21 protein-coding genes are annotated in these 22,390 nt (G+C 63.9%); 9 read left to right on the top strand and 12 right to left on the bottom strand.

What is annotated here, in order from left to right:
- The first annotated feature begins 132 nt into the window (after nucleotides 1-132).
- Entirely contained in the window at nucleotides 133-1,188 is a 1,056-nt protein-coding gene (speB, locus tag FJ953_RS24190) for an agmatinase (protein ID WP_140491375.1), read from the top strand.
- 48 nt (nucleotides 1,189-1,236) lie between these two features.
- Here speB and FJ953_RS24185 read toward each other — a convergent pair whose 3' ends face one another.
- Entirely contained in the window at nucleotides 1,237-2,640 is a 1,404-nt protein-coding gene (locus FJ953_RS24185; protein ID WP_140524197.1) for an MATE family efflux transporter, read from the bottom strand.
- Nucleotides 2,641-2,924: 284 nt separating this feature from the next.
- Between FJ953_RS24185 and FJ953_RS24180 the strand changes: the two genes are divergently transcribed.
- From FJ953_RS24180 to ugpC, 6 genes are all read left to right on the top strand, one after another.
- Nucleotides 2,925-3,842, top strand: coding sequence for an AraC family transcriptional regulator (locus FJ953_RS24180; protein WP_140514353.1), 918 nt, complete (start codon nucleotides 2,925-2,927; stop codon nucleotides 3,840-3,842).
- A gap of 241 nt (nucleotides 3,843-4,083) precedes the next feature.
- Nucleotides 4,084-5,355 (top strand): extracellular solute-binding protein, encoded by a 1,272-nt coding sequence (locus FJ953_RS24175; RefSeq protein WP_140625199.1) that lies wholly within the window; start codon nucleotides 4,084-4,086, stop codon nucleotides 5,353-5,355.
- A 155-nt stretch (nucleotides 5,356-5,510) separates the two neighbouring features.
- Nucleotides 5,511-6,377 carry a sugar ABC transporter permease gene (locus tag FJ953_RS24170; RefSeq protein ID WP_140625198.1) on the top strand — a complete coding sequence of 289 codons (867 nt, stop codon included), beginning with the start codon at nucleotides 5,511-5,513 and terminating at the stop codon, nucleotides 6,375-6,377.
- Between the two features lie 11 nt (nucleotides 6,378-6,388).
- Complete coding sequence (locus tag FJ953_RS24165; RefSeq protein ID WP_140491365.1) at nucleotides 6,389-7,201, top strand: carbohydrate ABC transporter permease; 813 nt, start codon at nucleotides 6,389-6,391, stop codon at nucleotides 7,199-7,201.
- Between the two features lie 15 nt (nucleotides 7,202-7,216).
- Complete coding sequence (locus FJ953_RS24160) at nucleotides 7,217-8,263, top strand: NAD(P)-dependent alcohol dehydrogenase (RefSeq protein WP_140514358.1); 1,047 nt, start codon at nucleotides 7,217-7,219, stop codon at nucleotides 8,261-8,263.
- A gap of 2 nt (nucleotides 8,264-8,265) precedes the next feature.
- The gene (ugpC, locus tag FJ953_RS24155; RefSeq protein WP_140625197.1) at nucleotides 8,266-9,354 is read left to right on the top strand and encodes a sn-glycerol-3-phosphate ABC transporter ATP-binding protein UgpC; all 1,089 of its coding nucleotides are present in this window, start codon (nucleotides 8,266-8,268) and stop codon (nucleotides 9,352-9,354) included.
- 8 nt (nucleotides 9,355-9,362) lie between these two features.
- Here the strand turns inward: ugpC and FJ953_RS24150 are convergent, their stop codons facing one another.
- The 9 genes from FJ953_RS24150 to gcvA all read right to left on the bottom strand — a co-directional run bounded on the left by FJ953_RS24150 (nucleotide 9,363) and on the right by gcvA (nucleotide 19,372).
- Nucleotides 9,363-10,949, bottom strand: coding sequence for an FGGY-family carbohydrate kinase (locus FJ953_RS24150; protein ID WP_140554608.1), 1,587 nt, complete (start codon nucleotides 10,947-10,949; stop codon nucleotides 9,363-9,365).
- The gene (locus FJ953_RS24145) at nucleotides 10,946-11,629 is read right to left on the bottom strand and encodes an HAD family hydrolase (RefSeq protein WP_140491356.1); all 684 of its coding nucleotides are present in this window, start codon (nucleotides 11,627-11,629) and stop codon (nucleotides 10,946-10,948) included. The genes FJ953_RS24150 and FJ953_RS24145 overlap by 4 nt, the downstream gene beginning before the upstream one ends.
- A gap of 9 nt (nucleotides 11,630-11,638) precedes the next feature.
- Nucleotides 11,639-13,117: a mannitol dehydrogenase family protein gene (locus FJ953_RS24140; protein ID WP_140625196.1), complete on the bottom strand. Its 1,479-nt coding sequence runs from the start codon at nucleotides 13,115-13,117 to the stop codon at nucleotides 11,639-11,641.
- Between the two features lie 160 nt (nucleotides 13,118-13,277).
- On the bottom strand, nucleotides 13,278-14,048 hold the full coding sequence (locus FJ953_RS24135) for an L-iditol 2-dehydrogenase (RefSeq protein ID WP_140625195.1): 771 nt from the start codon (nucleotides 14,046-14,048) through the stop codon (nucleotides 13,278-13,280).
- On the bottom strand, nucleotides 14,045-15,049 hold the full coding sequence (locus FJ953_RS24130; protein ID WP_140625194.1) for an ABC transporter ATP-binding protein: 1,005 nt from the start codon (nucleotides 15,047-15,049) through the stop codon (nucleotides 14,045-14,047). The genes FJ953_RS24135 and FJ953_RS24130 overlap by 4 nt, the downstream gene beginning before the upstream one ends.
- Nucleotides 15,050-15,109: 60 nt before the next feature.
- A complete protein-coding gene (locus FJ953_RS24125; protein WP_140491348.1) occupies nucleotides 15,110-15,934 on the bottom strand; it encodes a carbohydrate ABC transporter permease in 825 nt (274 codons plus the stop codon).
- Between the two features lie 11 nt (nucleotides 15,935-15,945).
- Nucleotides 15,946-16,818, bottom strand: a complete 873-nt coding sequence (locus tag FJ953_RS24120; RefSeq protein ID WP_140491346.1) for a sugar ABC transporter permease — start codon at nucleotides 16,816-16,818, stop codon at nucleotides 15,946-15,948.
- A 125-nt stretch (nucleotides 16,819-16,943) separates the two neighbouring features.
- Nucleotides 16,944-18,254, bottom strand: coding sequence for a sugar ABC transporter substrate-binding protein (locus tag FJ953_RS24115; RefSeq protein ID WP_140491344.1), 1,311 nt, complete (start codon nucleotides 18,252-18,254; stop codon nucleotides 16,944-16,946).
- 212 nt (nucleotides 18,255-18,466) lie between these two features.
- Nucleotides 18,467-19,372: a transcriptional regulator GcvA gene (gcvA, locus tag FJ953_RS24110; RefSeq protein ID WP_140524183.1), complete on the bottom strand. Its 906-nt coding sequence runs from the start codon at nucleotides 19,370-19,372 to the stop codon at nucleotides 18,467-18,469.
- 110 nt (nucleotides 19,373-19,482) lie between these two features.
- Between gcvA and FJ953_RS24105 the strand changes: the two genes are divergently transcribed.
- The gene (locus FJ953_RS24105) at nucleotides 19,483-19,668 is read left to right on the top strand and encodes a hypothetical protein (protein ID WP_140514372.1); all 186 of its coding nucleotides are present in this window, start codon (nucleotides 19,483-19,485) and stop codon (nucleotides 19,666-19,668) included.
- 47 nt (nucleotides 19,669-19,715) lie between these two features.
- On the opposite strand, the gene FJ953_RS24100 is transcribed toward FJ953_RS24105, so the two are convergent.
- On the bottom strand, nucleotides 19,716-20,675 hold the full coding sequence (locus FJ953_RS24100) for a sugar-binding transcriptional regulator (RefSeq protein ID WP_140491340.1): 960 nt from the start codon (nucleotides 20,673-20,675) through the stop codon (nucleotides 19,716-19,718).
- Between the two features lie 254 nt (nucleotides 20,676-20,929).
- Between FJ953_RS24100 and FJ953_RS24095 the strand changes: the two genes are divergently transcribed.
- Entirely contained in the window at nucleotides 20,930-21,562 is a 633-nt protein-coding gene (locus FJ953_RS24095) for an HAD family phosphatase (protein ID WP_140524182.1), read from the top strand.
- A 3-nt stretch (nucleotides 21,563-21,565) separates the two neighbouring features.
- On the opposite strand, the gene FJ953_RS24090 is transcribed toward FJ953_RS24095, so the two are convergent.
- Nucleotides 21,566-22,333: a class II aldolase and adducin N-terminal domain-containing protein gene (locus tag FJ953_RS24090; protein WP_140524180.1), complete on the bottom strand. Its 768-nt coding sequence runs from the start codon at nucleotides 22,331-22,333 to the stop codon at nucleotides 21,566-21,568.
- Between the last annotated feature and the right edge of the window lie 57 nt (nucleotides 22,334-22,390).

Here is a 22,390-nt window from a genome sequence, read left to right as displayed (position 1 = left end):
GGCAAAAGCGCTGCCCGGTTTCAGGCTGGCCCGACAAAAAGAAAGACCTGCGGCAGCCAACCCGTCCGAACGCAATTGATTTTTCCAAAGCGCTACCGGACACTCCGGAGAGACAGACAGGAGAAAACCGACATGGGTTATGACAGCGGCAAGCTCGACGCGTTGCGCCGCAAATATGGCGAGAGCCATGGCGGCGAGATGTTCGACCCGAAGTTCCGCAAGGTCGCCGACAAGATATTTTCCAAGTCGGGCACGCGGCTGGCGCCCTATTCCGGTATCCCCACCTTCCTCGCCGCGCCCTATCGCGAAATATCGGCCGACAACCCGGATTTCGGCGATTTGCAGGTGGCGATAACAGGCGTGCCGATGGATCTCGGCGTCACCAACCGGCCGGGCTCCCGCTTCGGGCCGCGGGCGCTGCGCGCCATCGAGCGCATCGGCCCCTACAATCACGTGCTGGAATGCGCTCCCACGCATGAGCTCAGGGTCGCCGACATCGGCGACGTGCCGTTCCAGAGTCGCTACCGGCTCGAGACCTGCCATGAGGACATCGAGCGCCGCACCAACCAGATCGTCGATGCCGGCGTCATTCCATTGTCGGTCGGCGGCGACCATTCGATCAGCCATCCGATCCTGAAGGCCGTCGGCAAGAAGGCCCCGGTCGGCCTCATCCACATCGACGCCCATTGCGATACAAGCGGCTTGTTCGACATGACCAAGTTTCACCATGGTGGCCCGTTCCGCAACGCGGTGCTCGATGGCGTGCTCGACCCGACGCGCACCATCCAGATCGGCATCCGTGGCTCGGCCGAATATCTGTGGGAGTTCACCTACGAATCCGGCATGACCGTGATCCATGCCGAGGAGGTGACCGGCCTCGGTATCCCCGCCATTATCGAGAAGGCGCGCAGAATAGTCGGCGACGGACCGACCTATGTCTCCTTCGACATCGACAGCGTCGATCCGGCCTTCGCGCCGGGCACCGGCACGCCGGAAGTCGGCGGCCTGACGACTCGGGAAGTGCTCGAACTGCTGCGCGGCCTCAAAGGCCTCAACATCGTCGGCGGCGACGTGGTCGAGGTGGCGCCGCAATATGATGCGACCACCAACACCGCGCATGCCGGCGCCCAGGTGCTGTTCGAAATACTGAGCCTGATGGTGTTCAGCCCGGCGCTCAAAAACAGCTGACGCCGACAATGACGGAAAGGCCACCGGACAACCCGGCGGCCCTCTGCATCAGTGTTCGAACACCAGCGGCGGCGCGAGGCGATCCCGCCGTAGCCAGCGCGCCAGAAGCAACGCCGCCACCACCGCCAGTCCGCTGGACAGCCCGATCCAGATGCCGACGCCATGGAAGCCGAAAGGGAAGGCGAGCAGCACGCCCAGCGGCAGGCCGACGCCCCAATAGCCGATCGCGGCATAGATCATCGGCACCTTGGTGTCGTGCAGGCCGCGCAGCATGCCGGCGGCAACCGCTTGCGCGCCATCGAAGACCTGGAACAGGGCCGCGAAGACCAGGAACGATACGGCAAGCGTGATCACCCTGGCATTGGCCGGATTGGCCAGGTCGATGAAGGCGCTGATCAGGAGATGCGGCCACAGGATCATTATCAGGCCCATCAGGGCCATGAACGAGACGCCGATGACGAAGGCGGTCCAGCCGGCGCGCGAGACGCCTTCCGGATTGCCGGCGCCATGCGCAAGCCCGACGCGCACCGTCACCGCTTGGTTGAGGCCGAGCGGCACCATGAAGGAGATCGACGCGATCTGGATGGCGATGGCGTGCGCGGCAAGCGAATCCGCGTCGATCAGGCCCATCAGCAGCGCCGCAGCGTTGAAGATCGTCACCTCGAAAGCGAGGATGCCCGCGATCGGCAGGCCGAGCCGCAGCAGGCCCTTGAAGCGCGGCCAGTCGGACCGCCAGAAGCGGCCGAACAGATGATAGCGCCTGAATTTCTTCTCCCACATCACCACGGCGGCCATGCCGACGAACATCAGCGTTGAGGACAGCGAGGTGGCAAGGCCCGAGCCTGATATGCCCATGGCCGGAACACCGAGATTGCCGAACATGAACACCCAGTTGAAGAGCGCGTTGCAGGCGACGGCGACAAAGACGATTATCAATGCCCAGCCCGGCCGCTCCAGCGCCGATATGAAGGAACGCAGCACAATATAGCCGTAGAAGGGCAGCACCGCCCATTCCAGCCAGCGCAGGTAGATGCCGGCGCTATGCGCCAGAGCGGGCTCCTGGCCCATGGCGAGCAGCACGTTCTCGCCGTGCCAGAGAAAGATCCAGATCGGAATGCAGATGAGGATCGCCAGCCACAGCCCCTGGCGCACGGTGCGGCGCAGGTCGCGCACCGAATGACGGCGGCGGCCGAGCTCGGTCGCCATCATCGGCGAGGTCGCCAGCATCAGGCCCAGGCCGAAGATCAGCGGCATGAAATAGAGATTGGCGCCAAGCGCGCCGCTGGCCAGCGTGTCCGCCCCCAGCCTGCCCATCATCATGACGTCGGTGGCCGTCATGGCGGTCTGGCCGAGATTGGTCAGCACCATGGGCCAGGCGAGCGCCAAAGTCGCCCTGATTTCCTGACGCCAAAGATTTTCCGGCGCGCGAGCGCCGGCTTCGATCGCAGACATTATTCCGCTCTTTCAAGGTTGCGGCGCATCGGCAAAAAAGCCGGAAGCCGCATTGCAAACGGCGAGACCTTCGGTTTCGCGGCGTTTACGTCAGCTTTTGTACGAAACGCGACATGAAGGCAAGGGAGGAGGGGCGGGAACGGATTGATCCAGTCGGATCGCCGATGACGCTGAAGCCTCGTGACCGACGCTCTCCGATGGCCCATTTCACACATGGCCCCAAGGCTGCTACGCATTGCAAGGACGAGCGAGGTGCCACGGAACCCAAATTTGCAGGAGGCAGGATGCAGTTCAGGCGCAAAAGGAATCCGGTTGCGACGCTTCGCACGGCGCCGGCCTTCGAACATATCGTCACCGAGGCGAGCGACAGTTTCCTGTGGCGGCTGGACGACTATCCCTGGGAGCGCAATGTCTGGAATTTCCATCCGGAGTACGAAATCCACCTCTTGCGAAAATCCTCCGGTGTGGTGCTGGTCGGCGACCACATCGGCGAGTTCGGGCCGGGTTACCTGACCATCGTCGGCGGCGGGCTGCCGCATGATTGGGTGACGGCGGTGCAGCCGGGCGAGCTGATCGAAGGCCGCGACATCGTCCTCCAGTTCGATGCCGAGAGGCTGCGCGGCTCGGCTGGCCTGTTGCCCGAACTGCGCGAACTGGAGCCGTTCCTGGAGCGGTCGCTGCGCGGCATGGTTTTTCATGGCCGCACGGCACTGGAAGGCGCCGAGACAATGGAACGGATGGGGGAGGTCAGCGGGCTAACCAGGTTCTGCCTGTTCCTGAACCTCGTCGATCTCCTCGCCAGGACCGACGAATACGAGCTGTTGTCTTCGCCGGATTTCTCCCCTGTTCTGGATGCCACCTCGCTCGACATCATCCAGCGCACGCTGACCTATCTGTTCCAGCATTTCGCCGAGGATCTGAAGCTGCCTGATGTGGCGGCGCTCGCGGGAATGACCGAGAGCACATTCTCGCGCTTCTTCCAGAAGAACACCGGCAATTCCTTCAGTGACCACCTTGCCAAGCTGAGGCTGTGGCAGGCCTGCAAGCTGCTGGCCGATACCGATATTCCGATCACCGACATCTGTTTCCAGGTCGGCTACATGAACATCTCCAATTTCAACCGCGCCTTCATGCGCAAGCACAAGATGACGCCGTCATCCTATCGCAAGCTGTCGCGGCAGCGGTTGGCGATGCGCGCGTAAGCACGCCCTGAAATCACTGTCCCAGAGTCCGATCGATACTCATGTGAGATTGGCCGCAACCGGATGCCGGTTTTTGCGCCGCACAATGCATAAAAGTACAGGTCTTCTGCAACGGGGCTTCTAGCGCGAGCCGCTGCAACTCCGCATTTTGGCGATGGGTGGCAAGTCGCTCGGGCGATGGTGAGGATCGCGCAACCCGAGGACGTCCGCTTCCTGCGACGTGTTCCTGGAGGAGAAAATAATGAAACCAATTCGGCTCGCTGCCAGCCTTGGTGCAGCTTTCATGCTTTCCGCTACCGTTTCAACCATCGCTTTAGCGCAGGCGCCGGTCTGCTCGGCGCCGGTCAAGGTGCTGGCGCAACCACGTGACGGCCTGACGCTTCTGGAGGACTCCAAGGCCGAGTTCGAGAAGCTTGCCGGCGCCGGCTTCCAGATCGATTACCTCAACGAGAACGACCGCCGCGCAAAATCGCGCGCCGATGCGTCCACGGTCGGCAACTACAACGTCTACTATGTCGACGAAGCCAATGTCGCGCTGTTCGCGTCCTCGAAATGGATCGTGCCGCTGAGCGATTATTATCCGGCCGACTACGACTATGCCGATTTCGATCCGGGCCGCCAGAAGGTCGCCACCTATGATGGCAAGGTCTGGTTCGCGCCGCTGACCGGCGGCGGCGACCTGATGGTCTACCGCAAGGACGTGCTGGAGGCCGCCGGCATCCAGCCGCCGAAGACGCTCGACGAGCTGATCGCCGACGTGCCGAAGCTGACCAATCCGGACAAGGGCATGTATGGCATCGCGCTGCGCGGCGCGCGCGGTTCGGGCGCCAATGTCTGGCGCTGGATGCCCTTCTTCAAGGCCTATGGCGGCCAGTGGTTCGACGGTGACAAGCCGGCCTTCAATTCGGATGCCGCGGTCAAGGCGACCGAGACCTACCTGAAACTGTTCAAGGATTCGGCGCCCGGCACGCAGACCGGCAGCTGGGATGAATCGACCGGCGCCTTCCTGTCGGGCCAGGTCGCGATCCTGGTCGAATCGACGCCGCTGTCGGGCATGGCGGTCGACCCGAAGACCTCGCAGGTCGTCGGCAACATAGGTTTCCTGCCGCCCCCGTCGCCACTGCCCGGCGGCGGTTACGGCCATGGCCTCGCCATCGCAGCGAAGGCCAATGCCGACGACGCCTCGAAGAAATGCGCCGGCCTGTTCATCGCCTGGGCAACATCGAAGGAAAACGAGAAGCGCCGGCTCGACGCCCACCAGTTCGGCGAGCTGAACCGCACCAGCATTCTGGCCAGCAAGGAATTCGCCGATATTTACGGCGCCGATCTCGGCCAGGCACTGGCCGAAACCGGCAAGGTCACGGCGGTCAATTTCTGGCAGGACCCGCGTTGGCCCGATCTCGGCGACCGCTGGGGTATCATCCTCGAGGAATTGGTCACCGGTACCCGCACCGACATCAAGGGCGGCCTCAACGAACTCGAGGCCTATGCCAACGAGCTGGTGAAGAAATAAGCCATCCTCCCCCTGCGGCGCGCGGTCCACGGCATTCGGTGGAGCGCCGGAACCTGTGCGCCGCAGGTCTTGGTTTCATCATTGCGGTTTGAGCCAGCCTTCGCGCGAAAGGTCAGTCATGCTCAATCATTCGAGACGCAGCAGAGGTTAGACAGATGCCGCGACGCTCATCCCTGCCGGTCACCTTCGTCGTGCCGACACTCGCCATCCTTCTGGTGCTGTCGATGGTGCCGACGCTCTACGCGGTCGTCATCGCCCTGCAGAACCGTGAACTCAGCTCGACAGCCTATTCCTATGTCTGGCTCTCGAACTTCGCCGACCTGTTCGTCGACCGCCGCTTTCTCAATGCCGTCTGGGTGTCGGTGAAATGGGAATTCGTCACGGTCATCGCGACAATGACGGTCGCCATCGGACTGGGCGTCCTGATGTTCGAGGTCGCGTCGCCGCGCCTGCGCAACGTCTATTGCCTGCTGTTCATCATCCCGGTCCTGCTGCCGCGCGTCTCGGCGGCCTTCGTCTGGAAGTTCGCCTACCATCCGCTCTACGGCATCGCCACTTACCCCTACCGGCTGCTGACCGGTGGGCTGATCTTCGATCCGCTGTCCAAGCCGTCGACGGCGCTGTTCGCCGTCGCTTCGGTCGACGTCTGGCAATGGGGCCTGTTCTTCGCCGTCATCGTGCTGAAGCTCCTGGAAACGCTGCCGCCGCAGCCGATCGAGGCGGCCCGGCTCGACCATGCCAAACGCTGGCAGATCCACGCCTATGTGACCTTGCCGATGCTCAAGGCGCCGCTGATCAGCCTGATGTTCGTCAAGATGATCGAGTCGCTGCGCTCCTTCGACCTGATCTATGTGATGACCCGCGGCGGTCCGGGCGTGGCGACCGAAACGCTCGACATGTACGCCTTCTCGCAAGGTTTCATCGAGTCCGGCAAGGTCTCCTACGCCTCGGCGATGGCGGTGCTGATGATGATCGCCATCGTCATCACCTTCACCATGCTGTGGAGGCGGGTGCAGGCATGAGACCATATCGCATGAGACCCGGCCGCCTGATCGGCAAGACCGTGCTGGCGTTTGCCGGCTTCATGGCCGTGTTTCCGTTGCTGTGGACGGCGCTCAATTCGTTGAAGAACAATGTCGACATCATCACCCGCGTCCCGCGCCTGGTGTTCACGCCGACGCTGGCCAACATCAGCTATATCGTCGGCCGCGACAGCGTCATGACCGGCCTCTACAATTCGGTCGTCGCCTGCGGTTGCGCGGTGCTGATCGGCGTGGTGCTCGGCCTGCCGGCGGCCTACGCGGTAGCGCGCTACCCGAACCGCTGGGCCGGCGACATCCAGTTCTTCGTTTTGTCGCTTCGCTTCCTGCCGCCGGTGGCGGTCGCCATTCCGCTGATGGTGATCTGGCTGCAGCTCGGGCTTTACGACACGCTCGCCGCGCTGATCGTCACCTATTGCCTGCTCACCATCTCGGTGATCATGTGGCTCGCCATTCCCGCCTTCCAGGCCGTGCCGAAGGAGGTCGAGGAAGCCGCCTTCGTCGATGGCTACGGCGCCTATTCGGTGTTCTGGAGGATCGCGCTGCCGGTCGCGGCGCGCTCGCTGATCGGCGCGGTGGCTTTCAGTTTCGTGCTGGTCTGGAACGAGTTCCTGATAGCGCTGATGCTGTCGAGCTCCAACGCCAAGACCTTGCCGATCGTCGCCTCGGAACTCTCCCAGCAAGGCATGAACGTGCCATGGGGAATCCTGAACGCCTCGGTCGTGCTTCTGTCGCTGCCGCCGCTTTTGTTTCTCGGCGTGCTCAGCGGATTCCTGAATTCCGTTTTCCGGCAAAAAAAGACTTGAAGCGAGGACGACACGATGCGGGCACTGGTGCTTGAGAAAAAGGGCGAGCTGGCCCTGCGCGAGATCGCGTTGCCGCTCGACGTAGGCCCGGACGACGTCAGGATCGCCATCCATACGGTCGGCGTCTGCGGCAGCGACGTGCACTACTACACCCATGGCGCCATCGGCAGCTATGTCGTGCGCGCGCCGATGGTGCTCGGCCACGAAGCGTCCGGAACGATCGTCGAGATCGGCGCCAATGTCCGGACGCTGAAGGTCGGCGATCGCGTCTGCATGGAACCGGGCGTACCGAACCTGTCGTCGCGGGCGACAAAACTCGGCATCTACAATGTCGACCCGGACGTCACCTTCTGGGCGACGCCGCCGGTGCACGGCATTCTGGCGCCGCAAGCCGTGCATCCGGCGGCGTTCACCTACAGGCTGCCCGACAACGTCTCCTTCGCCGAAGGCGCGATGGTCGAACCTTTCGCCATCGGCATGCAGGCGGCGGCGCGCGCGCGCATCGTTCCGGGTGACGTGGCGGCTGTCGTCGGCTGTGGCCCGATCGGCATCATGATCGCGCTGGCCGCCCTGGCCGGTGGTTGCTCGAAAGTGCTGATTTCCGACTTCTCCGCACCCAAGCTCGAAATTGCCGGGCGCTATCCCGGCGTCGTTCCGGTCAACATCGGCGAGCAGCCGCTGGTCGATGCGGTGCGCGCGGCCACCGACGGCTGGGGTGCGGACATCGTCTTCGAGGCCAGCGGCAGCCCCAAGGCCTTCGCTGATTTGTTCGACGTCGTGCGCCCCGGCGGCGCGGTGGTGCTCGTCGGGCTGCCGGTGGAGCCGGTAGCGCTCAACGTGCCGGCGGCCATATCGAAGGAAGTCCGCATCGAAACCGTGTTCCGCTATGCCAACATCTTCGACCGCGCCTTGCAGCTCATCGCTTCCGGCAAGGTCGATCTCAAGCCGCTGATCACCGGCACCTATCCCTTCTCCGACAGCATCGAGGCTTTCGAGCGGGCGGCGGCAGCGCATCCGCAGGACGTCAAGCTGCAGATCCTGCTCAGCGGCGAAAAGGGCTGACCATGTCCGCGATCACCTGTTCTCATGTCGACAAGGCCTATGGCACCACGACGGTCATCCGCGACCTCAATCTCTCGATCGAGGAGCACGAGTTCGTCGTGTTCCTTGGCCCGTCCGGCTGTGGCAAGTCGACCTTGCTGCGCATGTTGGCGGGGCTGGAGGACATCAGCGGCGGCGAGGTCTCGATCGGCGGCAAGGTGGTCAACGATCTCGATCCGGGCGACCGCGGCATCGCCATGGTGTTCCAGAACTACGCACTCTACCCCCACATGACGATCTTCGACAACATCGCCTTCGGGCTGCGGCGCCAGAAAGTGCCGGCGGCCGAGATCCAGAAGCGGGTCGAAGCGGTGTCAAGGACGCTCGGGCTGGAACCCTATCTCGGCCGCAAGCCGGCCGAGCTTTCCGGCGGCCAGCAGCAGCGCGTGGCGATCGCGCGCGCCATGATCAAGACGCCGAAAGTCTTCCTGTTCGACGAGCCGCTGTCCAATCTCGACGCCAAGCTGCGCAACCACATGCGCGTCGAGATCGCGCGGCTGCACCAGTCGCTGAAGACCACCACCGTCTATGTCACCCATGACCAGCTCGAAGCGATGACGCTCGCCGACCGCATCGTGCTGCTCAAGGACGGCGTCATCGAGCAGGTCGGCTCGCCGGCGGAGATCTACGAGCGGCCGGGCAATCTGTTCGTTGCCGGCTTCATCGGCACGCCGAACATGAATTTCATCGACGTGACGATGGCCCGGAAAGGAAATGGCTGGACGCTGACCAATGGCGGAACTGTCTTCACCGTCAACGGCTCGCGCTTCAAGCTCCAACATGGCGAGCAGGCGGTGCTTGGCATCAGGCCCCCGGATCTCAAGCCCGCGAACCCCGACAGCGCCGGAAATTTCCTGGCGGGAACGGCCGATCTCATCGAGTTTCATGGCAACGATGCACTGGTGACATTCGCTCTTGGCGGCAAGGAGATCAGCGCACTCGTTCCCAGCCGCGTCTGCCCAACTATCCGCAGCGATGTCCGCTATACGTTTGACGAATCGGATATGCATCTGTTCGATGCCAAGTCCGGCCTATCCTTGTTGACACGGTAAGGCGCGTTCTACTGGATCGCGTCGAGCGCCTGGCGTTGCCGGTGCATCTCCAGGAAAATCCGGTAGTCGCGATCGAAGCGGGCGCCGGCGGCCGGGTTGGCGGCGCGCGTCCTGCCGCCCTGCTGCATGGCCAGACAGGCCGCATTGAGGTCGGGGAAAAGCCCGGCGGCCGTCGCCGCCACCATGCCGGTGCCAAGCAACACCGCTTCGTCCGCCAGCGGCTCGACCACCGTGCAGCCGGTGGCGTCGGCATAGAGTTCCATCAAGAGCGGGTTTTTGGTGTGGCCGCCGGTGACATGCAGCGTGTCGATCAGATAGCCATTCTCGTTCAGCGCTTCCAGCACATGGCGCACGCCGAGCGCGATGCCGACGGCGGTGCGCCAGTAAAGCCGGCACAGGCTGTCGAAGGAGGAATCCAGCGTAAGGCCGCTGACCACGCCGACCGCATGTGGATCGGCGAGCGGCGAGCGGTTGCCGTGAAAGTCGGGCAGCACATGCAGCCGGCCGGCAAGTGCATCGCCCTCCGCCGCGCGCAGCTCGGCGACGCGGCTTGCAATCCTCGCATGCATGGCCGCGTTCGGCTCGCCGCCCGCGCCGTGCCAGCGGATGATGTGGTCGAGCAGGGCGCCGGTGGCCGACTGGCCGCCTTCCGACAGCCACAGCTTTGGCAGCGCGGCGCCGTAGTATGGCCCCCAGACCCCGGCGAAGGGCTGCGGATCGGGTGACATCGCCATGACGCAGGAGGATGTGCCGGCGATCAGCGCCAAATGACGGCCGATATTCCGCTCGTCGCCGGCAAACCCGCCGAGCACGCCAAGCGCACCGGCATAGGCATCGATCACCCCGGCGCCGACCCGGCATGTCTCCGTCAGGCCGAGCTCCGCCGCTGCTTGCGCGCTCAAAGAGCCGATGTAAGCGCCGACCGGACTGGCTCTTTCGGGCAGATTGCCGTGCTCGAAGAGGTCGCCGAGGCCGACGAGTTCGAAGAAATCGCGCTGCCATGCGGGTTCCCGGTGCGCCAGATAGGTCCATTTGGCGGTCAGCGTGCACTGCGAGCGGGCCAGCGACCCCGTCGCCTGCCAGGTCAGGAAGTCGGTAAGGTCGAATAGATAGCCGGCTTCATTCCAGGTCTTCGGCAGGTTTCGCTTCAGCCACATCAGCTTCGGCGTCGCCATTTCCGGCGACATGACGCCGCCGATATAGTTGAGCACCTCATGGCCGCTCGCCGTGCATTCGTCGGCCTCGGCGATGGCGCGGTGATCGAGCCAGACGATGGTGTCCCAGCGCTCCTCTCCGGTCACCGAAACGCTGAGCTGGCCGCCTTGCCTGTCGCGCACGACCAGCGAGCAGGTGGCATCGAAGGAAATGCCGGCAATGTCCTCGGCGGCAACACCGGATTTTTCGCGGGCCGCACGCACCGCGGCGCACACGGCTGACCAGATATCGCGCGAATCATGCTCGGCGTGATCGGCTTTCGGCTGGTGCATGGCGATCGGGTGCTCGGCGCGGCCGAGCAAGGTGCCACTGGTGTCGAGAATGCCCGCGCGGGCGCTCCCGGTGCCGACATCGACCGCGCAAACGAACTGTTTCGTCAAGATGCTCTGTCTCTCGCTCCCAGGCCTGCAATCAGATCGGGCAATTGCAGCATGTCAGCGAATATAAAGTCCGGCTCACTCGACGCAAGCCGCGCTTTCAGGGCAGGGTTGCCGGCATGCGCGCCGCCGGTGAAGGCGAACACGCGCATATCAGCCGCCCGCGCCGCCGCGACGCCGGCGGGGCTGTCCTCGATCACCAGGCATTTGCGCGGATGCGCCCGCATCGAGGCGGCGGCATGAAGGAACAGGTCGGGCGCCGGCTTGCCCCTGGCCACCATGCCGGCACTGAACAGATGCGGCTCCATCAATCCGAGCAATCCGGTGACGTCGAGCGCGTAGCGGATGCGGTCGAGCGTGCCCGAGGAGGCGACGCAGAACGGCAAGCCAAGCCTCGGCAGCACTTCCTTGACGCCGGCGATCGGCTTCAGCTCCTCGCGGAATTTGCGCATTAATTCGACGCGCATCGTGGTCAGGTGCTGATCGGTGATGGGAAGGCCGAAGTCGCGGGCGAGGATCTCGCGCACGCTCTTCATGCTCTTGCCGAGGAAATGCTCGTAGGCCGTGTCTTCGCCAATGCTGCCGCCGGCAAGCGCAATCATGCCGAGCAGCGCCGAGACCGACAGCGCCTCGCTGTCCACCAGCACGCCGTCGCAGTCGAAGATGACCAGTTCCGGCGCCATGATCCCGTTTCAGAGCTTGCCGGCGAGGTAGCGCGTCAGCGTGGCGCGCGTGCCATCCGTCCACAGCAGGTTCAATGCATGCGCGAAAGCCTCGACGAACGCGGTGGCGCGCCCGACATCGCCATAGATGTCTTCCATCGCAAGCCAGGCGGCGGGCGCGTCCTTTGCCGCCTTTGCCGTCGCCTGCAAGCGGTCCCAGTTCGGATCGTTGGGCTCGATGACCGCGCCGCTGTCCGTCGTGCCGAAGCAGTAGCGGCACCACAGCGCCGATTCAAGTGCCAGGCCGGCGACGCTCTTTCCCGCCTTCAAGCGGTCGGCGATGGTCGGGATGATGAATTTCGGCTGGCGATTGGAACCGTCGAGACAGAGCCGGCGCACCGTGTCGCCGATCTTGGGGTTGGAAAAGCGCTTTTCGATGAGCTGGTAATAATCCTCCAGGACCGTGTCTGGCACCGGCGGTACGGTCGGAATGATTTCGTCATGCTCGAGCTTGTCGAGAAAGCCGCGCACCAGCGGCTCCTGCATCGCCTCATGCACGAAATGGATGTCCATCAGCCCGGCCGGATAGGCGATGGTGGCATGGCCGCCATTGAGGATGCGGATCTTCATCAGCTCGTAGGGCGCGACGTCTTTGACGAACTGCACGCCGACCTTTTCAAGCGGCGGCCGGCCGTCGGTGAAATGGTCTTCCAGCACCCATTGCCGGAAGGGTTCGCAAAAGACAGGCCAATTGTCCTCGACGCCGAAATCCTTGGCCAGGATCGCGCGTTCGCGGTCCGACGTGGCCGGCGTGATGCGGTCGACCATCGCGTTCGGGAAAGCGACATTGCCGCCGACCCAGGCCGCCAGATCCTCGTCGATCAGGCGGGCCAACCCGATGACGCCATCCGACGTGACATGGCCGTTGTGGGGAATGTTGTCGCAGGACATCACCGTGAACGGTGCGATGCCATCGCCGCGCCGCCGCACCAGGCCGGCGAGGATGATGCCGAACACGGTCTTCGGCGTCGCGCCCGGCTGCGCATCGGCGACGATATCGGGATGCGTCGGGTTGAACACGCCGGAGGCAGGATCGATGAAATAGCCGCCTTCGGTGATGGTCAGCGACACGATCTTGATCGCCGGATCGGCCAGCCGTTCGATGATGGCGGCGGCATCGCCCGGCGTCAGGAAGTCGATCATGGCGCCGGTGACGCGGGCGCTCATATGACCCTCGTCCTGCTCGACCACCGTCGTCAGCCAGTCCTGCTCTTCCAGTTTGCCGCGGCCGATCTTCTCGCCCTCGAACACGCCGGCGCCGACCAGCGCCCAGTCGTGGCCGACGCCCGAATTGAACAGCTCGTCGAGATAGACGGCCTGGTGCGAGCGATGGAAGTTGCCGACGCCGAAATGCACGATGCCGGCCTTCAGCGCTGCGCGGTCGTATTTCGGACCTGCGACCCTGGCGGGCAGGTTGGCGAGATTGGCGGAAGAGAGTTTCACGGTCATCTGTTTACCCTTTGGCCGGGTTGCGGCCTTCGTTACCCTTCTCTCCCCTTCACCGGGAGAGGGTAGGAAGCGGCACATGCCTTCCGAGGCGATGCGGCCGCCACCTTGATGTTGGCCTCTTCTCCCCGCGGAGGCACGGGGAGAAGAGGCCGCCCCCGCCTCAACTCATCCACTGGCCGCCATCGACATTGTAGGTCTGGGCGACGATATATTCGGCTTCGTCGCTGGCCAGGAACACGGCCATGCCGGCGAGGTCCTCCGGTCTGCCCATGCGGCCGTAAGGCACGCCTTCGCCGACCAGTCTTTTCTTTTCGCCCTTGGGCCGGTTTTCGTATTTGGCGAACAGCGCGTCGACCTGGTCCCACATGTCGCTGTCGACGACGCCAGGCGCGATGCCGTTGACGTTGATGCCGTGCTTGATCAGGTCGAGCCCGGCCGACTGGGTCAGTGAAATGACCGCCGCCTTGCTGGCGCAGTAGACCGCGACCAGCGCTTCGCCGCGCCGCCCGGCCTGGCTCGCCATGTTGATGATCCTGCCGCCCTTTCCCTGCGCGATCATCGAGCGCGCGGCCGCCTGCAGCATGAACAGCGTGCCGGCGACATTGACCGAGAACAGTTTTTCATAGCTCGCCCGCGAGATATCGACGATCGGCGCAAGGTCGAAGATCGCGGCGTTGTTGATCAGTATGTCCAGGCCACCGGTCCTGGTTTCCACCGCCTGCACCGCGGCATCGATGGAGGCCTGGTCCGTGACGTCGAGCTTCACCGCATAGGCCTTGCCGCCGATCCCGGCGGCTGTCTCTTGCGCCGCCTCGAGATCGATGTCGGCAATCGCCACGATGGCGCCCTCACGGGCATAGGCTTCGGCGAAGGCCTTGCCGATGCCGCGCGCCGACCCGGTGATCAGCGCCGATTTGCCTTTCAGCCTCACGGCGCCAATGCCTTGCCGTCGGGGCCGAAGCGATGCAGCTTGGCCTTGTCGGGCGTGAGATAAATGCTGTCGCCATGGTGGACGCTGAGTTCGCCGTCGGCGCGCACCGTCAGCGGGCCGACACCGTCGGCCTGGACATGCAGGAAGGTGTCGGATCCCAGGTGTTCGGCGACGCCGACTGTTGCCTTCCAATCGCCCGCCGTGGTCGAGATCGCCATGTGCTCGGGCCGGATGCCGATGGTCTTGGCGCCGTACTTCGCCGCCGGGGCGCCTTCGATCAGGTTCATTTTCGGCGAGCCGATGAAGCCGGCGACGAACAGGTTCTTCGGCGTCTTGTAGAGCTCCATCGGCGAGCCGACCTGCTCGACATTTCCGGCATTCAGCACGACGATCTTGTCGGCCATGGTCATCGCCTCGACCTGGTCGTGGGTGACGTAGATCATCGTCGTCTTGAGCTGGTGGTGCAGTTCGCTGATCTCCAGCCGCATCGTGCCGCGCAGTGCCGCGTCGAGGTTGGACAAGGGTTCATCGAACAGGAAGGCCGAAGGCTGGCGCACGATGGCGCGGCCGATGGCGACACGCTGGCGCTGGCCGCCGGAAAGCTGGCCGGGGCGGCGCTCGAGATAATTGGTGAGGTTGAGCACGCGCGCGGCGTCCTTCACCTTCTTGTCGATGGTCGCCTGGTCCTCGCCCGCCATCTTCAGCGGAAAGGCGATGTTCTTGGCCACCGTCATGTGCGGGTAGAGCGCATAGGACTGGAACACCATGGCGAGCTTGCGCTTGGCCGGCGCCTCGCCGGTGACGTCGCGGCCGTCAATGTTGATGGTGCCGCCGCTGGTGTCCTCCAGGCCGGCGATCAGGCGCAGCAGCGTGGACTTGCCGCAGCCCGACGGGCCGACGAAGACGACGAACTCGCCGTCCTCGATGACGAGATCGATGTTCGGAATGATCGAAGTCGAGCCGAAGGATTTCGAGACGTTCTTGAGCGTGATATTTCCCATGCTTTCCTCCCGGTGGATTTCCGTCCGCCGCCTGGCGCACGCTGCTACTTCACGGCGCCCCTACTTCACCGCACCGAAGGTCAGGCCGCGCACCAGTTGCTTCTGGCTGAACCAGCCCATGATCAGGATCGGCGCGATCGCCAGCGTCGAGGCGGCCGAGAGCTTCGCCCAGAACAGGCCTTGCGGGCTGGAGAAGGAGCTGATGAAGGCGGTCAAGGGTGCCGCTTCCGTCGTGGTCAGCCGGATCGTCCAGAACGCTTCGTTCCAGGCCAGGATGATGTTGAGCAGCATGGTCGAGGCGATGCCCGGCACCGCCATGGGTGTGAGCACATAGATGATCTCGTTCCACAGCGAGGCGCCGTCCATGCGCGCCGCTTCCAGGATCTCGCCGGGGATTTCGCGGAAATAGGTGTAGAGCATCCACACCACGATCGGCAGGTTGATCAGCATCAGCATCACCATCAGGCCGATGCGGCTGTCGAGCAGGCCGGTGTCGCGGAAGATCAGGTAGATCGGAAACAGCACGGCCACGGCCGGCATCATCTTGGTGGACAGCATCCACATCAAAATGTCCTTGGTCCGCTTGGTCGGCGAGAACGCCATCGACCAGGCCGCCGGAATGGCGACCAGCAGGGCCAGGATGGTCGAGCCGACCGAGAGCAGCACCGAGTTCAGGAAGAACTTGAAATAGCCGTTCTGCGCCTGGACCTCGGAATAGCTCTCGAAGGTCCCGGACGGGATCAGGTTGAAGCCCTGGATCGCCTCCTGTTCCGACTTGAACGAAGTGATGATCGTGTAGAGGATCGGGAAGAAGATCAGCAGGGCGACGATCCAGGCGGCCGCCGTCGCGATCGTCTTGTGCCGGGTTGTGACTGCGCGTGCCATCTTTTCCTCCCTTACCTGTCAAGGTTCTTGCCGACGGCGCGCATGGCGAAGAAGGCGACGATGTTGGCGAGAATGACCGCGATGATGCCGCCGGCCGAGGCCTGGCCGATTTTGAATTCGAGCAGTGCCTTCTGGTAGACCAGGAAGGGCAGGTTGGTGGAGGCGTATCCCGGACCGCCATTGGTGGTGACGAGGATCTCGGCATAGACCGAAAGCAGGAAGATCGTCTGGATCAGGATGACGACGGTGATCGCCCGCGACATGTGCGGCAGCGTCAGGTAGATGAAGCGGCTGATGAAGCCGGCGCCGTCCATCTCGGCGGCCTCCTTCTGCTCGCCGTCCAGCGACTGAAGCGAAGTCAAAAGAATGAGCGTCGCGAAAGGCAGCCACTGCCAGGCGACGATGATGATGATGGCGGTCAGCGGATATTGTCCGAACCAGTCTATGGGCTGGAGGCCGAAGAACCGCGCTATGTCGGCGAAGACGCCGTATTGCGGATGCATGATCATGTTCTTCCAGACCAGGGCCGCCACCGGCGGCATGACGAAGAACGGCGAGATGACGAGGATGCGCACGATACCCTGGCCCCACATCGGCTGGTCGATCAAAAGCGCCAGCAGGATGCCGCCGACCACGGTGATCACAAGCACGCTGACGACGATCAGCAGCGTGTTCAGGATCGATTGCAGGAAGGCCGGGTTGGAATAGAACAGCGCGTAATTGGAGAAGCCGACGAAGCCGTCGCGGATCGGATTGAGCGGATTGTACTGCTGGAAGGAGAACCAGAGCGTGAGCGCCAGCGGAACGACCATCCAGACGAGCAGCAGGACGACGGATGGCGCCATCATGAAACGGGCAAGCGAACGGGTCTGCTGAGTAGCCATGACGGTCACCCTTCAAGGATCGGACGGAATTTTCTCGAGCTGTCGGGAAGTGGCCGCCCGAACTGGGTTTCGGGCGGCCGTTGCCGGCCATGGTCGGCGACCGGCCTTAGGCACCGGGAGGAGCCTTACTGGATGTAGCCGCCCTCGGTCATCGCCGCGGTTGCGGCGTCCTGGGCCTGCTTCAGCGCGTCGTCGACGCTCGACTGGCCGGCAAGGGCTGCCGAGAACAGCTGGCCGACGGTCGTGCCGAGGCCCTGGAATTCGGGGATGGCGACGAACTGCACGCCGACATAGGGCACCGGCTTGACGGTCGGATGCGTCGGGTCGGCGGCATTGATGGAGTCCAGCGTCATCTTGGCGAACGGAGCCGCCTTCTGGTACTCTGGATTGGCATAGAGCGAGGAGCGCGTTCCCGGCGGAACGTTGGCCCAGCCTTCCTTCGAGGCGACCAGTTCTGCATAGTGCTTGCTGGTTGCCCATGACACGAACTTCTCGGCGGCATCGGCCTTCTGCGTGCCGGCGGGAATGGCCAGCGACCACGCCCACAGCCAGTTGCCGCGCTTGCCGAGCCCATTGTCAGGCGCCAATGCGTAACCGACCTTGTCGGCGACCTGCGAGGCCTTGGGATCGGAGACGAAGGAGGCGGCGACGGTGGCGTCGATCCACATGCCGCACTTGCCCTGCTGGAACAGCGCCAAATTCTCGTTGAAGCCGTTGGAGGACGCTCCCTCGGGGCCGTCGGCCTTCATCAGGTCGACATAGAACTGCAAGGTGTTCTTCCATTCGGGCTGGTCGAACTGCGGCTTCCAGTTCTCGTCGAACCAGCGCGCGCCGAAGGAGTTCGACATGGCGGTCAGGAAGGCCATGTTCTCGCCCCAGCCGGCCTTGCCGCGCAGGCAAACGCCGTTCACGCCATTGGCGCGGTCGGTCATCTTGTCGGCGGCCTGCTTGATGAAGTCCCAGGTCGGCGCGTCGGGCATCTTCAGCCCTGCCTTCTCCATCAGGTCCTTGCGGTACATGACGAAGGAGCTTTCGCCGTAGAAGGGCGCGGCATAGAGCTTGCCGTCGACCGAGAGGCCGCCGGCGATCGCCGGGATGATGTCCTTGGCGTCGTAGTCGTCGCCGAGCTTGTCGAGCGGCAACAGCCAGCTCTGCTTGGCCCAGATCGGGACCTCGTAGGTGCCGATGGTCATCACGTCATACTGGCCGCCCTTGGTGGCGATGTCGGTGGTCACGCGCTCGCGCAGCACGTTCTCTTCCAGCGTCACCCAGTTGAGCTGGATGTCGGGGTTCGCCTTGGTGAAGTCGTCGGTCAGCTTCTGCATGCGGACCATATCGCCATTGTTGACGGTGGCGATGGTGATGGATTCGGCATGTGCCGCGAACGCGAGCGCGCTGGCCGAGCACAAGCCCAGGATGAGCGTACGAAGTTTCATCAAATTCCTCCCATGGACCAAGATGAGCATTTGCCTTGGCTGTGAGCAATTACTCACTAAGAATGAATTATGTCAAGCCAGATTCGATGGTGCAGCGCACACTCGATGGAGGAGCGCCGACCTGGCGCGTTGCAAATGGCCGTCCCGCAGGTGCGGAGCGGGCGACAACGGTGATCTGGATGGAGCGCGGTTTTGATCCTGGAGTTAGCCGGTCAGCAGGCGATCTCGGCCAGGATCCAGTCGCGGAAAGCGCGGATCTTCGGCACGTTGCGGCGCGCCTCCGGATAGACCAGCCAGTAGGCGTGGCCGTCGTCGCCGACCAGGTCGAAGGGCTGGATCAGGCGGCCGTCGGCGAGTTCCGCCTTGAACAGCGCCCTGGTCAGGACCGCCACGCCATGGCCTGCGATGGCCGCATTGGCCTCATAGGCCTGCGCGCCCATGCTGCTGCCGGGGCGCTTGGCAAGGTCATGGCTTTGCACGCCCGCGGCCTCGAACCATTGCGTCCACCAGATGTCGCCGGGATCGAGGATAGGCAGCTTGAGCAGATCGGCCGGTTCCTTGACGCCGCCGATGCTCGCGGCGAGCTTGGGGCTCAGCATCGGCGTGAAATCGGCGTCGAGCAGCTTGTAGGCCTCCAGTCCCGGCCATTTGCCGCCGCCCGAGCGGATGGCAAGGTCGACATCCTCGCGGGCGAAATCGGTCAGGCGGCTGGATGTGTCGAGCCGCACGGCAAGGGCGGGATGCGCGATCTGGAACGAACCCAGATGATGCGCCAGCCAGTTGGAGGCAAAGGTCAGCACCGTGGTGACGCACAGCAGACCGTCCGCCCCGCCGCGCGCCGCCGCATAGGCCTGGCCGAGTATGGCGAAGGCCTCGCTGACCGCCGGCGCCAGGCGCTGTCCGGCTTCGGTGAGCTCGATCTGTCGCGGCCGGCGCAGGAAAAGCGGCGCGCCGACCCGCTCCTCCAGCACCTTGATCTGATAGCTGACCGCTGCCTGCGTCATCGCCAGTTCCTCGGCCGCTTTGGTGAAGGACAGATGCCGCGCCACCGCTTCGAACACCCGGATCGCCTGCAGCGGCGGAAGCTGCGCAACCTGTCGCGAGCTGAGATCCGGCATAAAGCCTCCTTATGGGTCCTTATCGACGTTCGATTGGCAAAGGCGGCCGGCAAGACCGACATTCATCCTCAGCCCGTCACTCGGGTTGAAGATAGCGAAGGTTGACGATCATGACCATGGCGCAGCAAAAATGCACTCCCGCTCCGGATCATCGCTGGATTTCATGGCTTGCGGACGGATTCGGCTGGTTCGCGACCAGGAAAAAGGCGCATCTCGACATCAGGGACCTGTCACCGCACTTGCGGCGGGACCTTGGCTTCCTCGACGGCAACGACCCCTTCGGACGGCATGGATAGCCCGCCCGGATTTTATCGCAAATCGATGTTGCCTCGAGGCTTTTGGCTCATCCGCTCGCCAGCAGGGCGGCGGCGGTTCGTTCGTCGGTGATAAGGCCGTTGACCAGCCGGCGGTTCACGGCCGCCAGGATGCCCGGCAGCTTGCGTTCACCCATGGCGAGCGCGATGACCAGCGACTTCTCGCGTGACGGCAGGGCCGCCGACGACACCCGGTCGTTGGTGATGCCCTCGATCATGCGGCCGTCGCGATCGAACACCCAGCCGACAATTTCGGCGACGCCGCCGGCCTTCTGTAGCGCCTTCAGCTCGGCGTCGGAAATGAAGCCGTCCTCATAGAGCGGCGCCTTCGGGCCGAGGTCGCCGATGCCGACGAAGGTGACGTCGGCCTCCGCGGCCAGCGCCAGCGTCGGCTGGATCATCGGCTGGCTGAGCAGCATCTCGCGCTCCTGCGGCGAGGAGGCGATGACCGGCAACGGCATCGGGAACGACCGCGCCTTGACCCTGTCGGCCATGGTGAAGATGACGTTGTAGAAAGCGGCCGAACCGTCCGGCGAGATATTGCCGGTCAGGGACACCACCTTGTGCTGCGGGCACTCCATCGGCGGCAGTTGCTCGATCGCCGCCTTCAGCGTACGGCCGGTGCCGATCGCCAGCACGATCGGGGCCGGCGATCTCAGTCGCCTCTCAATTTCCGCTGCCGCCGCCTCGGCGATGCCGATCGTCGTCGATGATGAGGTCGGGTCGCTCGGCACCACCTCCACCAGGTCGAGCGCGAAGCGCGATTTCAGGCGGGCGGCGAGGTCGAGGCAGTTGGCGATCGGATGGTCGACGCGCACCTTGATCAGGCCTTCCGACACTGCCAGCGACACCAGCCGCTGCGCCGTCTGTCTGGAGATGCCGAGCGTGGCGGCGATCTGGTCCTGCGTGTTGCCGGCAACGTAATAGAGCCAGCCCGCGCGCGCGGCATCGTCCAACCTGTTGCTGCCGCCCTCCTGCCGGTTGTTCACGTCCTGCCTCCCGAAACCGCCGGTCATGGAAGCGGTCGCGCCTACTTTCGCAGGGAACAGCGCGCTGCGCAATTGTCAATCGCCAGGGCAATTGCTTGCTTCTGCGGGCGAGGGATCGGCCGGATCATCGTCGGCCTGGGGATTCCACGGCAGGCAAAAGGGGGATTTCCGTTCCGACAGGTGGCACGTTCTGCCGTCCGGATGGTTTATCTCGCGGGGTAAACCCTTTAAGGGAACGCCAAAAGGAGCGTTGCATGACACCGAAAGCGGTTTTTTGGGACATGGACGGCACGCTGGTCGACAGCGAACCGCTGCACGAAGCAGCCCTGGTGGCGGCGATGCGCAATGTCGGCCTTCAGCCTCCGCCCGACCTGCATGAGCGCGTTCTCGGGGTCGCTGCCTGGCCGGTCTACCTGATGATGCGCGACGAGTTCGGCCTGGATCTGCCCTTCGACGAGTGGATCGTCCATAAATACGAGCATTATCTGCCGCTTGTCGCGACATTGAAGCCGCGCCCCGGTGCGATCGAGATATTCAACGAATTGCGCGCGCTTGGCGTGCAGCAAGCCGTGGTCTCGAATTCCGACCGCATGATCGTCGACGCCAATCTGCACATGGTCGGCCTGATCTATCCAGGCATGAAGACCATCAGCCGCAACGACGTGCGCGAAGGCAAGCCGCAAGCCGAGCCGTTCCTGCGCGCCGCCTATCTGGCCGATGTCGATCCCGCGCACGCGGTGGCGGTCGACGACAGCTGGCCGGGCGCCATGGCGGGGCTGGCGGCAGGCATGAAGACGATCTTCTGGCCGGAAAAACCGATGGACGGCCCGCCCGGTGCGGTGGTCATCAACAGCGCCGAGGAATTGCGGGCTGAACTGGGGCTTTAAACCTCAGTTCCGGTAGACCGGCTCCTGCTCGTCGAGGATCGCCTTCAGCTCGCTGAGATGCCGCTCGGCCTGGCCGGGATAGTCGTCCATTTCGCTTGCCGCCTTCTCGGCGATGGCGTCGGAAAGCGTGCGTAGCGGCCGCCCTGTCCACAGCGCCTTGATGTAGGTCTCGGCGGCGCGTTCGAAATAGAACATGCGATTGAAGGCGTCGGCCACCGTGTCGCCGATGACCAGCACGCCGTGATTGCCCATCACCATTACCTTGACCTTGGGGTCGGTCAGGAGCTGCGAGCAGCGCTCGCCCTCTTCCTCGAAGGCCAGACCGCCATAATGGGCGTCGACGACGTGGCGGTTGAAGAACATCGCCGAATTCTGGTCGATCGGCGGCAGCCTAGAATCGGCGAGCGAGGCCAGCACGGTGGCGTGGATGGAATGCACATGCATGACGCAGCGCGCATGGCGGACGTTGCGGTGGATGGCGCCGTGCAGGCCCCACGCCGTCGGGTCGGGCGCATTCGGGCCGGACAGCGTCTCGGGATCGTTGGCGTCGATCATCAAAAGGTCGCTCGCCTTGATGCGCGAGAAGTGCACCTGATTGGGGTTCATCAGGAATTTTGTGCCGTCCTCGTTGACCGCCAGCGAGAAATGGTTGGCCACCGCCTCGTGCATGTTGAGCCGCGCCGTCCAGCGGAAGGCGCAGGCAAGATCGACGCGCTCCTCGTAGAAGGGCAGGTTGGTCAGCGGTTCCTTTTGCAGGCGGGCGATGCTCATCGAAAAATCCTCCGGGTTTTAGGAACAATGCCGTGCCCTGCTTGTGCCCGCAACCGG

The organism is Mesorhizobium sp. B2-3-6, assembly GCF_006442305.1.
Lineage (GTDB): Bacteria > Pseudomonadota > Alphaproteobacteria > Rhizobiales > Rhizobiaceae > Mesorhizobium.
Note: the sequence above shows the minus strand (reverse complement) of the source record. Positions and strands in the feature narration are given on the sequence as shown.